General features: G+C 65.3%; 13 protein-coding genes. 5 read left to right on the plus strand and 8 right to left on the minus strand.

What is annotated here, in order from left to right; all coding sequences use genetic code 11:
* Positions 1 to 17 precede the first annotated feature (17 nt).
* From AC54T3_RS05100 to AC54T3_RS05110, 3 genes are all read right to left on the minus strand, one after another.
* On the minus strand, positions 18 to 170 hold the full coding sequence (locus AC54T3_RS05100; protein ID WP_496622888.1) for a hypothetical protein: 153 nt from the start codon (positions 168 to 170) through the stop codon (positions 18 to 20).
* A 252-nt stretch (positions 171 to 422) separates the two neighbouring features.
* Positions 423 to 2,954, minus strand: coding sequence for an ABC transporter permease (locus tag AC54T3_RS05105; protein WP_496623044.1), 2,532 nt, complete (start codon positions 2,952 to 2,954; stop codon positions 423 to 425).
* Between the two features lie 62 nt (positions 2,955 to 3,016).
* Positions 3,017 to 3,673, minus strand: a complete 657-nt coding sequence (locus AC54T3_RS05110) for an ABC transporter ATP-binding protein (RefSeq protein WP_496623046.1) — start codon at positions 3,671 to 3,673, stop codon at positions 3,017 to 3,019.
* Positions 3,674 to 3,920: 247 nt separating this feature from the next.
* Here AC54T3_RS05110 and AC54T3_RS05115 point away from each other — a divergent pair, with 247 nt between their 5' ends.
* Positions 3,921 to 4,619 (plus strand): arylesterase, encoded by a 699-nt coding sequence (locus tag AC54T3_RS05115; protein ID WP_496622890.1) that lies wholly within the window; start codon positions 3,921 to 3,923, stop codon positions 4,617 to 4,619.
* Positions 4,620 to 4,661: 42 nt separating this feature from the next.
* Here AC54T3_RS05115 and AC54T3_RS05120 read toward each other — a convergent pair whose 3' ends face one another.
* Positions 4,662 to 5,414, minus strand: a complete 753-nt coding sequence (locus tag AC54T3_RS05120; RefSeq protein WP_496622892.1) for an MBL fold metallo-hydrolase — start codon at positions 5,412 to 5,414, stop codon at positions 4,662 to 4,664.
* Positions 5,415 to 5,519: 105 nt separating this feature from the next.
* Between AC54T3_RS05120 and AC54T3_RS05125 the strand changes: the two genes are divergently transcribed.
* Positions 5,520 to 5,981 carry a hypothetical protein gene (locus AC54T3_RS05125; protein WP_496622894.1) on the plus strand — a complete coding sequence of 154 codons (462 nt, stop codon included), beginning with the start codon at positions 5,520 to 5,522 and terminating at the stop codon, positions 5,979 to 5,981.
* A 68-nt stretch (positions 5,982 to 6,049) separates the two neighbouring features.
* On the opposite strand, the gene AC54T3_RS05130 is transcribed toward AC54T3_RS05125, so the two are convergent.
* Entirely contained in the window at positions 6,050 to 7,177 is a 1,128-nt protein-coding gene (locus tag AC54T3_RS05130; RefSeq protein WP_496622896.1) for an NAD(P)/FAD-dependent oxidoreductase, read from the minus strand.
* A 221-nt stretch (positions 7,178 to 7,398) separates the two neighbouring features.
* Here AC54T3_RS05130 and rpsF point away from each other — a divergent pair, with 221 nt between their 5' ends.
* The 3 genes from rpsF to rplI are packed head-to-tail and all read left to right on the plus strand — an operon-like array spanning position 7,399 to position 8,613.
* Positions 7,399 to 7,830 (plus strand): 30S ribosomal protein S6, encoded by a 432-nt coding sequence (gene rpsF, locus AC54T3_RS05135; RefSeq protein ID WP_496622898.1) that lies wholly within the window; start codon positions 7,399 to 7,401, stop codon positions 7,828 to 7,830.
* Positions 7,831 to 7,890: 60 nt separating this feature from the next.
* A complete protein-coding gene (rpsR, locus tag AC54T3_RS05140) occupies positions 7,891 to 8,115 on the plus strand; it encodes a 30S ribosomal protein S18 (RefSeq protein ID WP_496622900.1) in 225 nt (74 codons plus the stop codon).
* Positions 8,116 to 8,157: 42 nt separating this feature from the next.
* Positions 8,158 to 8,613, plus strand: coding sequence for a 50S ribosomal protein L9 (rplI, locus tag AC54T3_RS05145; RefSeq protein ID WP_496622901.1), 456 nt, complete (start codon positions 8,158 to 8,160; stop codon positions 8,611 to 8,613).
* Between the two features lie 152 nt (positions 8,614 to 8,765).
* Here rplI and odhB read toward each other — a convergent pair whose 3' ends face one another.
* The 3 genes from odhB to htpX all read right to left on the minus strand — a co-directional run bounded on the left by odhB (position 8,766) and on the right by htpX (position 14,154).
* The gene (gene odhB, locus AC54T3_RS05150) at positions 8,766 to 10,160 is read right to left on the minus strand and encodes a 2-oxoglutarate dehydrogenase complex dihydrolipoyllysine-residue succinyltransferase (protein WP_496622902.1); all 1,395 of its coding nucleotides are present in this window, start codon (positions 10,158 to 10,160) and stop codon (positions 8,766 to 8,768) included.
* A gap of 73 nt (positions 10,161 to 10,233) precedes the next feature.
* Complete coding sequence (locus tag AC54T3_RS05155) at positions 10,234 to 13,131, minus strand: 2-oxoglutarate dehydrogenase E1 component (RefSeq protein ID WP_496622904.1); 2,898 nt, start codon at positions 13,129 to 13,131, stop codon at positions 10,234 to 10,236.
* 135 nt (positions 13,132 to 13,266) lie between these two features.
* Positions 13,267 to 14,154: a protease HtpX gene (gene htpX / locus AC54T3_RS05160; protein ID WP_496622905.1), complete on the minus strand. Its 888-nt coding sequence runs from the start codon at positions 14,152 to 14,154 to the stop codon at positions 13,267 to 13,269.
* Between the last annotated feature and the right edge of the window lie 253 nt (positions 14,155 to 14,407).

Genomic DNA, 14,407 nt, shown 5'->3' on the forward strand with positions numbered 1-14,407 from the left:
CATGAGATAATAGTACACTATCGCGCACTTTGCGCAACACTAGAGTCTAGCTCCTCGACGGTACGGTTCTGGTAGTCGCGCACCCGCACCTGCGGCGCGATGTCGGCCTCGGTCACGCGCAGATCAAGCTCGCTCAGCGACGGCTGCGCGAACCCGACAGGCGCAACCATCAGGGCCGTCATCGGGGCAACCAGCAGTGCAACCATCAGCGCACGGGCAGCGACCGGAGCGATGGCAAGCGGGCGGCAGGACCAGTGTCGGCGCATGGGCGTTCCCGGCAAGCTAAACGAACGAACGACGATGATAGCAGGAACGCCGCGCCCTTTGCCGCCGCCGGCCGGCGATCGCTGCGGACAAACTGGTCGCCGACCGCCTGAACCTCGACAGGACCAACTCAGCTCGACCAACGCAGCTCGATCGACTCAGCCCGACTGGCGCAACGCCGACAACGGCGGGCGCACCAACAGCCCATAGGTGCCTAGGGTGCCGGCGGCACCGACCAGCAGGCCGCTGCCGAGCACGCCACCGAGCCAGAGCCAGGGGCTGAACGAGAAGGGCAGCCCGAACAGCTCCCGCGCCAGCACCCAGCCGGTCAGCTCGGCGAACAGCGAGGCGATCAGCCCTGCCAGGAGCCCGGCGGTGGTCAGCTCCACCGCGAGCGCGACCAGCAATTGCCGCCGTTGCGCACCCAAGGCCCGCAGTACCCCATGCTCGGCACGGCGCACCGCCAGGCTCGCCTGAATCCCGGCGTACATCACCAGCAGCCCGGCCAGCAGCGTGAATAGGAACACGTATTCGACCGCCTGGATGCCCTGGCGGATGATGCCCTGCACCTGTTGCAGCAAGGCGCCGACATCGATCAGGGTGACGCTCGGGAACACCTGCATCAGCTCGGTGACCAGCGCCTCCTCGCCCGGTGGCAGGTAGAAGCTGGTGACATAGGTCGCCGGCTCCGTGGCAAGCAACGCCGGCGGCGCGATGACGAAGAAATTGACGTTGAAGCTATCCCATTGCACCTGGCGCAGACTGGTCACCGGCGCCGAAACCTCGCGCCCGGCGACCCAGAAACGCAGCTCCTCGCCGAGATCGATGCCGAGCGTCTCGGCGATGCCTTCCTCGACCGAGAATTGCCCGGGCGCCTCGGCATCGGCCCACCAGCGCCCGGCGACGATCTCGTTGTCGCTCTGCGGTAGCACGGCGAAGCTGAGATTGAACTCGCGCTCGGCCAGGCGCTGCGCCTGGGGGTCATCATAGGCCTCAGGGTCGACCGGCTCGCCGCCGATGGCGCGCAGCCGACCCCGAATCATCGGATAGAGACCCGAGGAGTCGAGCCCCTTGTCGCGCAGAAAGGCATCGAGTGAATCGACCTCGCTTGGCTGGATATTGATCAGAAAGCGATTCGGCGCGCCTTCCGGCAGGGTCTCCTGCCAGCTGCGCAGTAGATCCAGCCGCACCACGGCCAGCAGCAGCAGCGCGAGGATGCCCAGCCCGAGGCCGACGATGCTCAGGATTGCTGCGGTCGGTCGTCGCGACAGCCCGGCCAGCCCGAGCCGCCAGACGCCGCGCGCGCGATTCGTGGCGAGCCCGGCCAGCCAGACCAGCAGCCCCGCGCTGAGGCCGAGCACGACGACTGTCGCCGCGACCCCGCCGAGCAGCTTCCAGGCCAGGCTGGTGTCGCCCGCCTGCCAGAGGATCAACAAGGCCAGCGCGCCGACGGCGCCAGCGGCGCTGATCGCGACCGAGGCCTTTGGTGGCCCCAGATCGCGCCGCAGCACCCGCAGCGGCGGCACGTCGGCGAGCTGCAGCAACGGCGGCAGGCCGAAGCCGGCCAAGGCCACCAACCCGGTGCCGAGCCCGACCAGCGCCGGCGCGCCGCCCGCCGGCGGCAGCGCGCCATCGAACCAGTCTGCCAGCAGCGCCGCAAGACCGAACTGCGCCAACCAGCCGAGCGCGACCCCGAGCAGCCCGGCGATCAGCCCGAACAACAGCAAGCGCAGCGCGAAGACCCGGGTCAGCAGATGCCGGGGCGCGCCCAGACAACGCATCACCGCCACCGCATCGGTCTGGCGCTCGACCAGGCGCCGGCTCGCCAGCGCCATCGCCGCGCCGGCGACCAGCAAGGTGGTCAAGGCGGCCAGATGCAGGAAGCGACTGGCGCGATCGACTGCGGACTCGAATTCGGGGCGGGCGTTGCGCGCATCGATCAGCTCCGCGTTCGTTGGCAGTCGATTCGCGACCCAATCGCGGTAGTCCGCAACAGCATCGGCATCCCCGGCGATCAGCAGTCGGTGGCGGGCGCGGCTCGCCTCGCCAACGAGGCCGGTCGCCTCGACATCGGCCATCGCCATCATCACCCGGGGTGCAATCTGGAAGATGTTGCCGCCCCGGTCCGGCTCATAGGCGATGATGTGGCGCATCGGCAATGCACTCTCACCCAGGGTCAGGCGGTCGTCGACCTGCTTGGCCAGCACATGCAGCAGGCGCGATTCGACCCAGACCTCGCCAGCCGGCGGGCCGCGCGGCACCTCGGTCTCGGCGCCGCCGAGGCGTTCGCGCAACCTGAGCCGGCCGCGCAATGGATAGCCGGCATCGACCGCCTTCACCTGCACCAGTTGGCTGGTCTCGTCGGCGAAGACGACGCTGCGGAAGGTCAGGGTGCGAGCCAGTTCGAGCCCGCGCTGGGTGGCCTCGTCGGCGAGCGCGGCGGGTATCGGCGTGGAGGCCTCGAGCGCCAGATCGGCGGCGAGCAGCTCACCGCCTTGGCGCTGCATCGCCGCCTCGATGCGATCGGTGAAGAAGCCGACCGCAGTGATCGCGGCCACGGTCAGGATCAACGCGCCGGCCAGCAGATAGAGTTCGCCGCTGCGCCAGTCGCGGCGCAGCAGGCGCGCCGCGAGCCGCCAGGCCGCTCCGGCACCGGGCGTTCCAACACTGGGCGCCTCGGCACCGGACATTCCAACACTGGAAGCCCCAGAAGACGTGCGAGGATTCAGGTCGGAATAACCGCCGCGATCATTCATCTCATGGCCTCCAAGTGGCCGGCGCTCATCCCGAGTCGGCGGTCACAGCGGCTTGCCAAGGCCGGGTCGTGGGTGACCAGCACCAGCGCCGCGCCAGCATCCTCGCGCAGTCCGAACAGCAGATCAATGATGCGCCCACCAGTGGCTTCGTCCAGGTTGCCGGTCGGCTCGTCGGCGAACAGCACCTCGGGGTCGGGCGCGAAGGCGCGGGCGATGGCTACGCGCTGTTGCTCGCCACCGGAAAGCTGGCGTGGATAATGGCCACTGCGCTCGCTCAGGCCGACGCGCTCGAGTGCCGCCTCCGCCGTGCGCCGCGCTGAGCTGGCGCTAGCGGCGCTGGCCAGCTCGAGCGGGAGTAGCACATTCTCGAGTGCGGTCAGGGTCGGGATGAGCTGGAAGCTCTGGAACACGAAGCCGACGCGGCCCGCGCGCAAGGCGGCGCGAGCGTCCTCGTCGAGTGGTTCAAGCGGGCTGCCGCAGAGTTCGACCGAACCGCTGCTGGCGCGATCCAATCCCGCGAGCAGACCGAGCAAGGTCGACTTACCACTGCCGGAGGCGCCGACGATCGCCACCGCCTCGCCGGGCGCGACCTCGAGATCGACGCCGGTGAGGATGTCGAGCGCACCGCTCGGCCCTTGCACCTGCTTGGCCAGTGACCTAGCGCGGCAGATGGGGCGCGCCCTGGTCGTGGCAGCGGGAGCGGCAGCGGCGTTGTCGCCGGGGTCGACGTTGGCGTAGGAATCAGCCGCTTCGGCGTTGCGCGCCTTAGCTTCGGCCTTAACTCCTCTATCTTCGGCGTTGACTCCCTTGGTCTCAGCGCCACCCCCCTTGGCGGTTGCCGCGACCGAGCCCATGCTGTGCTCTCGACCGTCCTGATCCTTTTTCGGAGCCTGATCCCACATGCTGCGCATTCTCCTGTCGTTACTGTTGCTACTGCCCCTCGCCGCTATGACCGAGGTGCCACCGGGGGCGCTGGCGGGTGATCAGGCCATCGATCAGGGCGCTGTCGATCGCATTGCCGAGTCGTCAATCGCCACCGAGGCGCCGGTGCTGCTGGTGCTCGGCGATAGCCTGAGCGCCGCCTACGGCTTGCCATTGGACCAGGGCTGGGTGAGTCTGTTGCAGGCGCGAATCGACGAGCGCGGTTTTCCGCATTTGGTGGTGAATGCCTCGATCTCGGGGGATACGGTCGCCGGCGGTCTGAGCCGGTTGCCGGCCTTGCTTGCCGAGCACGAGCCGGCGATCGTGCTGATCGAGCTTGGCGCCAACGACGGCCTGCGCGGTTTTGCGCCGGCCAAGATCGAAGACGACCTGGTCACGCTGGTCGAGCAAGCGCAAGCGGCCGATGCCGAAGTCGTGCTGATCGGTGTGCGCCTCCCGCCCAACTATGGTTCGGCCTACACCGAGCGCTTTCAACGCCTCTTCGCCACAGTCGCCGACCGGACCGGGGTCGCGCTGGTCCCGAGGCTGCTCGCCGATGTCGCTGAAGACCCGCGCTTGATGCAAGCCGATGGCCTGCATCCGACCGCCGAGGCTCAGCCGCTGATCCTTGAGACGGTTTGGCCAGTGTTAGCTCCGCTGCTTGACACCGACGACTGAGGTCGGGGTTGGCCGATGAAGGTGTCGGGTGGACGGCCAGGCTCAACCCTGATCGCTCGCGGAGCAGGGGCCGCGAAACTGTTCAGGTACGTTGGTGGGACAGGCGCCGCAGTCCTCATTACCAGGTACCGCAAAATCGATCTTGCGCGGATAGGGCAGGTCGAGCCCGTCCATCAGGGCGACGAAGGCGTCTTTCGAGCGACCGTGATTCAGGCGCGGGTTGCGCGCCTTCTCTTGGGCGATGGTCGAGACAAAGCGCTGCTCGTAGTCGTGGGCTGGATAGACCAGGGTCTCGTCCGGCAGCGAGAACAGCTTGTTCTGGATGCTATGGTAGAGCGTGGCCGCATCGCCGGATTGAAAATCGGTGCGGCCGCAAGCCTCGATGAGCAGTGCATCGCCGGTGAACAGCAGCTTCTGCACCGGGGTGTCGATCAGATAGGCGTGATGGTGGTCGGTATGGCCGGGGGTGAACAACGGATGCAGGCTCACCGAGCCGACCGCGAAGGGCTCGCCTTCCTGGACGCCGAGGTCAGCGCAGGGCAGGTCGAGCATCTTTGGATAGGCGGTCTGGCAGCCGGAGCGTTGCTTGAAGCGCCGCGCACCGGTGAGGTGGTCGGCATGCACATGGGTGTCGAGCGTCGCCATCAGCGTCAGCCCGAGGTCCTTGAGCACCTGCAGATCACGTTCGACGGTATCCAGTACCGGGTCGACCAGGATCGCCTGGTTGGTCTGCTCGCAGCCAATCAGATAGGTGTAGGTGGAAGAGTCCGACTCAAAAAGCTGCTTAAAAATCATTCTGAAAACCCTTATGTGTGATGCTTGGATCTGGTCCGGGGATGGGCGGCAGTTTGGTGTATATCATGGCTGCTGTTGCCATCCTGATTTCAGCCAATATCCGTTATGAATCGGTCTCTCTCGATCCTGCTCGTCTTCGCCCTCACCGCCATTCTCGGCGCCTGCACCTCCGGCCCGCGCGTGACCGGGCAAGAGTCCTACGATGGCCAGGCCGCAGTCGGTATTGTGCGCCCGCCCGGCGCTCAGGGCGCCATGATCCAGCGTCGTCTGGTCTCGGGGCTCGACTCTAGTGGCGCCTTCGCTGGTCTGTACCCGCTGCGCTCACCGCATGAGAGCACCGAGGTCGAGATCTTGATCGAGCCTGTGGTGGTCGAGGCGCAGTCGGGCAGCCGCGGTTTCGAGCGCTTGCTGTTACAGATTCGTGCCTACCGTAAGAACGATCGTGGCGATGCTTTCAACAAGCGCTATCGGGGCAAGGCCTCCGGTAACCGTGATGGGCTCGACGATATTCTCGAGCCCCTCGGACATGATCTGAAACGCCGCTTTGGTGCCAAGCCCGTCTATTGATGGACCAAAGACCATCCAGGCGGTCTGAGATTTGACAGGCATCGCCTTAATACAGGAATCGACCGTGATCAACGGAAACGGCGCAGGTACCACCACTCGAACAACCGTTTGAGCCAGTGGAAGACCGGCGAGCTGGGCAGGATGAGGTTGCGCTTGGGCGTGCGCGCGACGAGCATGCCGCGATCATTGGCATCGACGATGCACAGCAGCTCGACCTTGAAGGTCTCGCTCGGCGTCTTGCCCGCCAGCTCGGCGACCAGATTCTTGGCCGCAGCGCCGGCCTGCAGGTCGGCCATGTGCGCCTGCTTCGGCATCCAGTCTGGGCCGGGGAAGCTGCCTGAATCGCCAACCACATAGGTGCGCTCGAAGCCCAGCACCCGGCACTGGGCATCGGCTTGCACAAGACCACCCGGCGAGCGGGGCAGGTCGGTCTCGTCGAACCAGGTGTTGCCGGTCATGCCGGGCATGAAGATGATCAGGTCGGCGGGGAATTCGCCGCCCTCGGTGATGACCTTCTCAGCGGTGAACTGCTTGGGCTTGTGTCCGAGGTGGGTCTCGATGCCGACCCGCTGCATCTCGGCGAGCAGTTTGTCGACCGCCTTGGGGCCGAGTCGGTTGCCGGGCCGCTCGGCCGGGGTGAAGAAGACGATGCGGAAGCGCTCGCGGCGGCCCTCCTTGCGCAGCTGCCGATCGAGTCCGAACAGGAACTCAAAGATCGGCCCACCGCGCATCGACGCGGGCTCCTGCGGGTTGCCGGCGAAGCCCATGGCAATGGTGCCGCCATCGAGTGAGCGCAGCCGGTCGCGGATCGCCTCGGCGGCGGCAATGCCCTCGCAGGGGGTGATCGCATGCTCGATGCCGGGCAGTTTCTTGATGAAACGGCCACCGCTGGCAATGATCAGGCCGTCGTTCTCGACCGTCCCGGCATCGGTGTGCAGCAGCCGGCCGCCGTCGCTCAGACCGGTGGCCGAGGCGGCGAGATGTTCGGCGTCCATCTTGCTGAAGAAAGGGCCGAGATCGAGCCGTAGATCCTCGCCCTTGCGCAGGCCGCTCGGCACCCAGATCAGGCCCGGATAGTAGACGAACTCAGGGCGCGGGCTGACGACGGTGATCTGGCCCTCGAAGCCTTGGTCGCGGAGGGTCTTCAGGGAGGTCAGCGCGCCGAACCCGGCGCCGACGATGGTCACGCGTTGCATACAATTCTCCAAATGCTGGGGGCGGGCTGATGGATGTGAGCGTCCTTCGCGCCGTTTTCCATGGGTTGACCAATCGGTTGACGACATCGCATACTGTTCGGCTACGTCTGCAAACGGCGTTCTCCTTGCTCCATTGCGCGCCCAATGTCCACGCCCGGTGTCCAGCACCCGGTGTCCACGCTCAGCGTCGCGGGGGGCTTCTGTTATCCATGAGGAGCATTATGCGTCATTACGAGATCGTCTTTCTGGTGCATCCGAGCCAGAGCGAACAAGTCCCAGCGATGCTGGACCGCTATCGAACCAACCTCGAAGCACGCGGTGGCCAGATCCATCGGCTTGAGGATTGGGGACGGCGCCAGCTGGCCTATCCGATCAACAAGATTCATAAGGCGCATTATGTGCTGATGAACGTGGAGTGCGATGCCGAGGCGCTGGCCGAACTCGAGAGTGCCTTTCGCTTCAACGATGCCGTGCTGCGCAACATGATCATCAAGCGCGATGCGGCGGTCACCGAGCCGTCACCGCTGCTGAAGAGTGGCGATGAGCGCGAGGGCTCGGACGACGACGGCGGTGAGCGGGGAGAGCGTCGCTCACGGCGCTCGGAGGAGGACGGCGAGGGTCGCTCCGAGTCGCGCGATTTCGACAGCGACTAAACAAGCCGTCGATAGCGACATCCGCATCCCGTTTTCGCATCTGTTTTCATCGAGGCACTCATGTCACGCTATTTCCGCCGCAAACGCTACTGCCGCTTCTCCGCCGAAGGCATCACCGAGATCGACTACAAGGACATCAACCTACTCAAGGCCTTTGTCAGCGAGTCCGGCAAGATCGTCCCCAGCCGCATTACTGGTACCTCGGCGCGCTACCAGCGCCAGCTCGCCACGGCCATCAAGCGCGCGCGCTTCGTCGCGCTCCTGCCCTATACCGACGGCCATTGAGCCCGAGCACAGTCCTACAACGCATTCGACCTGGAGATCCCCGTGGATTTGATCCTGATGAAGAAGGTACGTGGCTTGGGCGAGCTGGGAGACAAGGTCTCGGTGCGCTCCGGCTATGGCCGTAATTTCCTGATTCCATCCGGCTACGCCAAGCCGGCGACGGCAGAGAATCTCAAACTCTTCGATGAGCGTCGTGCCGAACTCGAGCGTGAGGCCGCCGAGGCGCTCGCCGCCGCCGAGGACCGCAAGGCGAAGCTCGAAGGCGTCATTGTTACGGTGCCGCGCAAGGCCGGCGACGAGGGCCGGCTGTTCGGCTCGGTCGGCACCGCCGACATCGCGACCGCGATCACCGAGGGTGGACTCGGCATCGAGCTGCTCAAGAGCGAGGTTCGCCTCCCCAATGGGCCGTTCCGCGCCGTCGGCGATTACGACGTCGAGCTGCATCTGCACTCGGACGTCTCGGTGACCGTGCGCATCGAGGTTATCCCGGCGACTTAAGAAGCTGTCTATCAACTGTTTCCCGACTTGAGCGCCACTGGCTGGCGACAAGCGGGAAGTAGAAAATGGACAAATTCTAAGCGTCCGACCGACGCGGCTCCGCTCCGAAGCCGCGCTCATTCTTGGCCAGATCGCTGGCCCAGAGTGCTAGCCTAGATCCGCAACAATAGGCGGGCTGGGTCTTCCAGCGTGTCCTTGATACTGTGCAGGAATTGCACCGCTTCGCGTCCATCGACGATGCGGTGATCATAAGACAGGGCCAGGTACATCATCGATCGGATCACTACCTCACCATTGACCGCGATCGGGCGCTCCTGCACCTTGTGCAGGCCGAGGATCGCACTCTGCGGCACGTTCAGGATCGGCGTCGAGAGCAGCGAGCCGAAGATGCCGCCATTGGTGATCGAGAAGGTGCCGCCGGTCAGCTCCTCGAAGCTCAGCGAGCCGTCCTTGGCCTTGTGGGCGAAGTCGACGATGCCGCGCTCCACGTCCGCCATGCTCAGCTGGTCGCAGTTGCGCAGGATCGGCACCACCAGGCCGCGCTCCGAACTCACCGCGATGCCGATATCGTAGTAACCGTGGTAGATGATGTCGTCGCCATCGACCGAAGCATTGATGATCGGGAACCGCTGCAACGCCTCGACCGCAGCCTTGACGAAGAACGACATCAGGCCCAGGCGTACGCCATGCGTCTGCTCGAAGCGCTCCTTGTATTGAGTGCGCAGCGCCAGCACCGAGCCCATATCGACCTCATTGAAGGTGGTCAGCATCGCCGCCGTGCGCTGGGCTTCCACGAGGCGTTCCGCGATGCGCGCGCGCAGTCGGGTCATGGGCACTCGCTGCTCGGGTCGGCCCGCCTCGCCGGTGAGTCGCGGCAACGGCGGGTTTCCGGAGACGGGTGCGTCGTCTTCCACCTCCAGCGACTGCGCCTGTTTGGCCAAGGCCGCAGCATCGGGATCGATCGCCGGCTCTTCAGCCTCCTGTTCATCCAGCCAGGCGAGCACGTCCGCCTTGGTGATGCGCCCGGCCTTGCCGGTGCCTGGGATGCGGCTGGCATCCAGGTTCATCTCCTTGACCAGTCGCCGCGCGGCTGGCGCTAGCACGGCGCTGTCGGCACGCGTCGCCGTCGTCTCGGATGCGGCGCGTGATTCCTTGGGTGCTTTGTCGTCAGCTCGGCGCTCTGGCGCGGCGTCCTGTGTGGCTGCTGGGGCGGCCTTGGAAGCGGCTCGGGGCTCGGCTCCGCCCCCGGAGACAGCGCCGGACTTGGCCCCGGACTCAGCCTTGGGCGCCGCGTCGGCCGTGGTCGCTGGCGCCGCTTCGATGCGCGCGAGCAGGCTGTCAGCCGCGACCACGTCGCCCTCGGCGGCATTCACCTCGGCCAGCACGCCAGCGGCGGGCGCTGGCACCTCCAGCACCACTTTGTCGGTCTCCAGGTCGACGAGATTCTCGTCCTGGCGCACGCGTTCACCAGGCTGGAAATGCCACGTCAGGACCGTGGCATCGGCAACGGATTCGGGGAGGGCGGGAACGCGAACTTCAGTGGACATGAGGCTGACAGGCGTCGGGTAAAAAGGGATTCATGGAGCGATGTTCAAGGGCAGCGTATCAATAAGAGGCACATCAGAGCGGCTCATCGTCGTCGGTGCTCAGCCCGTCGTCGAGTGGCACCGGGATGCGACGATTCATGTTGGGGTTGATGCGCCCGGTCAAGGCCTCGTCGATCAACTGTTCTTGCTGTTCGACATGGACCGAACGATGTCCAACCGCTGGCGTCGCCGCCGCTGCGCGGCCAACGTAGAACGCCTGCTTGCCGCTCAAGATCAGCCCGTGGAAGCGATGCTTGATCTGATCCCAGGCGCCCTGGTTCTGCGGCTCCTCTTGGCACCAGATGATCTCGTTGGTGTCCGGATAATCGGCGAGCACGGCGGCGAAGGCCTCTTTTGGGAACGGATACAGCTGTTCGATGCGGATGATGGCCACGTCGTCCAGCCCGCGCGCGCGGCGCGCCTCAAGCAGATCATAATAGACCTTGCCGGAGCAAAAGATCAGCCGCTCCACTGCAGCCGGGTCGAGGCTGTCGACTTCCGGGATCAGCGGCAGGAAGGCGCCGTGCGCGAGTTCGTCCAACGACGAGACCGCGAGGCGATGGCGCAGCAGGCTCTTCGGTGTCATCACCACCAGCGGGCGCCGATAGTCGCGCAACAGTTGCCGGCGCAGCAAATGGAACATCTGCGCCGGCGTGGTCGGCACGCAGACCTGGATGTTGTGCTCGGCACAGAGCTGCAGGAAGCGCTCCAACCGGGCCGAGGAATGCTCGGCGCCCTGGCCCTCGTGCCCATGCGGCAATAGCATCACCAGCCCGCAGTCGAGGCCCCATTTGCTGCCAGCCGAGCTGATGAACTGGTCGATCACCACTTGCGCGCCATTGGCGAAATCGCCGAACTGGGCCTCCCAGATCGTCAGCGCATTGGGCTCGGCGGTGGCGAAGCCGTACTCGAAGCCGAGCACGGCTTCCTCCGAGAGGATCGAGTCGATGGCGATGAACGACGCCTGATGCTCGGCGATGGACTGCAGCGGGGTATAGTCGTTGCCGGTACGCTGACAATGAACCTTGGCGTGACGGTGGACGAAGGTGCCACGGCTCGTATCCTGGCCCGAGAGCCGCACCGGATAGCCGGCGTCGAGCAGCGTGGCATAGGCCAGCGTCTCGGCGAAGCCCCAGTTGCAGAGCTGATCGCCCTGGGCCATCTTGCGCCGCTCCGACCAGATCTTGGCCACCCGCGTATGCAGCTCGAAGCCCTCAGGCAACAGCAGTTGCTGCTCGGCCAGCTCGCACAGCCGCTCGCGCGCCACGCCGGTCTCGGCGGGTAAGCGCCAATCGTGGCCGAAGCGTGATTTCCAGTCGACGCGATAGCGATTCCCCAACCCGCAGAGGACCGGTCGCGCGACCACGATGCCATGCTCGATGTTGGCCCGGTAGTCCTCGATCAAGGCGCCAGCCTCATCGCGGCTCAGCTCGCCGCGGTCGATCAGGCGATCGGCATAGATGGCGCGGGCGGTCGGATGCTGGCGGATGCGCTTGTACATCATCGGCTGGGTCACCGCCGGCTCATCGGCCTCATTGTGGCCCAGGCGGCGATAGCAGATCAGGTCGATGACCACGTCCTTCTTGAACTGGTTGCGATAATCCAGCGCTAGGCGGGTGACGAAGATCACCGCCTCCGGGTCGTCGCCGTTCACATGGAAGACCGGCGCCTGCACCATCTTGGCGACATCGGTGCAATAGAAGGTCGAGCGCGTGTCAAGTGGGTTGCTGGTGGTGAAGCCGATCTGATTGTTGATGACGATATGCACGGTGCCGCCGGTGCCGTAGCTGCGTGTCTGCGAGAGTTGCAAGGTCTCGGTGACCACGCCCTGACCGGCGAAGGCGGCATCGCCGTGGATCAGCACCGGCATCACCTGATCGCCGTTGTCATCGCCGCGCCGGCGCTGGCGCGCGCGCACCGAGCCCTCGATCACCGGGTCGATGATCTCCAGGTGCGAGGGATTGAAGCCGAGCGCGACATGGGTGATGCCGCCCGGGGTGTCGATATCGGTGGAGAAGCCGAGGTGATACTTGACATCGCCGGCGCGCTGGCGCGGGCTCAGGCGCACCTTGCCCTCGAACTCGGCGAAGATCTCCTGCGGCGGTTTGCCGAGGGTGTTGACCAGCACATTGAGCCGGCCACGATGCGCCATGCCGATGACGATCTCGCGCACGCCCTTGCGGCCGGCACGTTGGATCAGCTCGTCGAGCAGCGGGGTCAGCGCCTCGGCGCCCTCGAGTGAGAACCGCTTCTGGCCGACATAGCGGGTGTGTAGGTATTTTTCGAGTCCTTCGGCTGCGGTCAGTAGGGTCAGCAGCCAGCGCCGGTCGGCGGCCTTCAGCTCCGGGCGCGCCTGATAGCCCTCGATGCGTTTCTGCACCCAGCGTTTCTCGCTGGTCGAGGTCATGTGCATGTATTCGGAGCCGACCGGCCCGCAGTAGATGCGCTGCAGCAGATCGATGATGCGCCGCAGCGGCATCCGGTCTGGCGCGTAGAGCGAACCGGTGTGGAAGACCTGATCCAGGTCGGCGTCTTCCAGGCCGTGATAGCTCGGCTGCAGATCGGCCACCTTGGGCGCTTGGCGCAGCTTCAGCGGGTCCAGGGTGGCGATCTGATGGCCGCGATAGCGGTAGCTATTGATCAGCCGTACCACCGCCGTCTGCTTCTCGGCTGCGGCGGGCTCGAGCCGGGTCAGCGAGCGACTCTGGGCGCGATTGCGGCTCTCGTGGGCCAGGCGTTGAAAGTTCTCGCGCACCGGCCCATGCGGCACCTCATTGGCCGCCTCCCGGTGCATGGCCTCGAAGCGCTCGCGCCAGGCCAGATCGATACTGTCCGGGTCCTTGAGGAAACGCTCGTAGAGGTCCTCGATGAAGGCGGCGTTGCCCCCGTAATAGGCGGATGAGTTGCGGAAAAGCTCAAGAAGCGCGCTCATGGTGTCTCGGAAGGAGGCTCGGGTGCCCGGTCGCTGGCCTGACACCCGAGTGTAGCGCACCGCATTGGCTTCACGTGTGCTCGGGTTTTCAATATCAAGTATGGCTTATGGGGGGCATGCGATCACGCCGCATGCTCAGCGGGATGCCTCCAGCGCGGCGATGCGTTGCGCCAACGGCGGATGACTCGCGAACAGGGCCGTGAAGCCCTGCGCGATCTTACCGGAGATACCGAAGGCGGCGAACTCGCCAGCGGGCAGGTCTTGCGGTTCATGCACGCGCTGCAAGGCGCGCAAGGCCGCGATCATCTTCTCGCGCCCGGCCAGGCCGGCGCCGCCGGCATCGGCGCGGTACTCGCGGAAGCGCGAGAACCACATCACGATCATCGAGGCGAGGACAGAGAGCAGGATCTCGGCGACGATGCTGACGACGAAGTAACCGATGCCGTGCCCGTGCTCGGTCTTGAACACCACGCGGTCGATCGTGTGGCCGATGACCCGCGCTAGGAACACCACGAAGGTGTTGACCACACCCTGGATCAGCGCCAGCGTGACCATGTCGCCATTGGCGACATGGCTGATCTCGTGGCCGACCACGGCTTCCACCTCGTCCTTGCTCATGTGTTGCAGCAGGCCAGTGCTGACCGCGACCAGCGCGTCGTTCTTGTTCCAACCGGTGGCGAAGGCGTTCGGGTCCGGCTGGTCGAAGATGCCGACCTCGGGCATCTGGATGCCGGCCTGTTCGGACTGGCGGCGGACCAGATCGATCAGCCAATGCTCGAAGGGCGTCGAGGGTTGCTCGATGATCTGCACGCCCATCGAACGCTTGGCCATCCACTTCGAGATGAACAGCGAGATCAGCGAGCCCGAGAAGCCGATCACCGCCGCGAGCACGAGCAGGGCGCCCAGGTTCAGATCGACATTGTTCGCGGCCAGCAGGCCGTTGATACCCAACAGGTTGAAGACGATACTGATGACGACGAGTACCGCGACATTGGTGCCCAAGAACAGCAGGATACGCATCATGGCGTTTGGACCTCAGCGAGTGAAGAAGACGTCTTGGTGTCGCAGTCGCCTGTGTCAGCGAGGCCTGATCAGGCTCAGCAGACCGATGGTTGCGACCGCACGACCCTGGAAAGCCGCGCTAAACATGCGTGCTCTGTCGGGACTTGACAAGATGTCCGAGGACGCAAGCGATCAGGCTGTTCGCTGATTTCGCTGCGACGTCATTTTTTGCTGGACAAGGCGCCGTGAGGCCACTAATATAACGGGCTCGCTA

This window comes from Halochromatium sp. NSM3 (assembly GCF_059621085.1).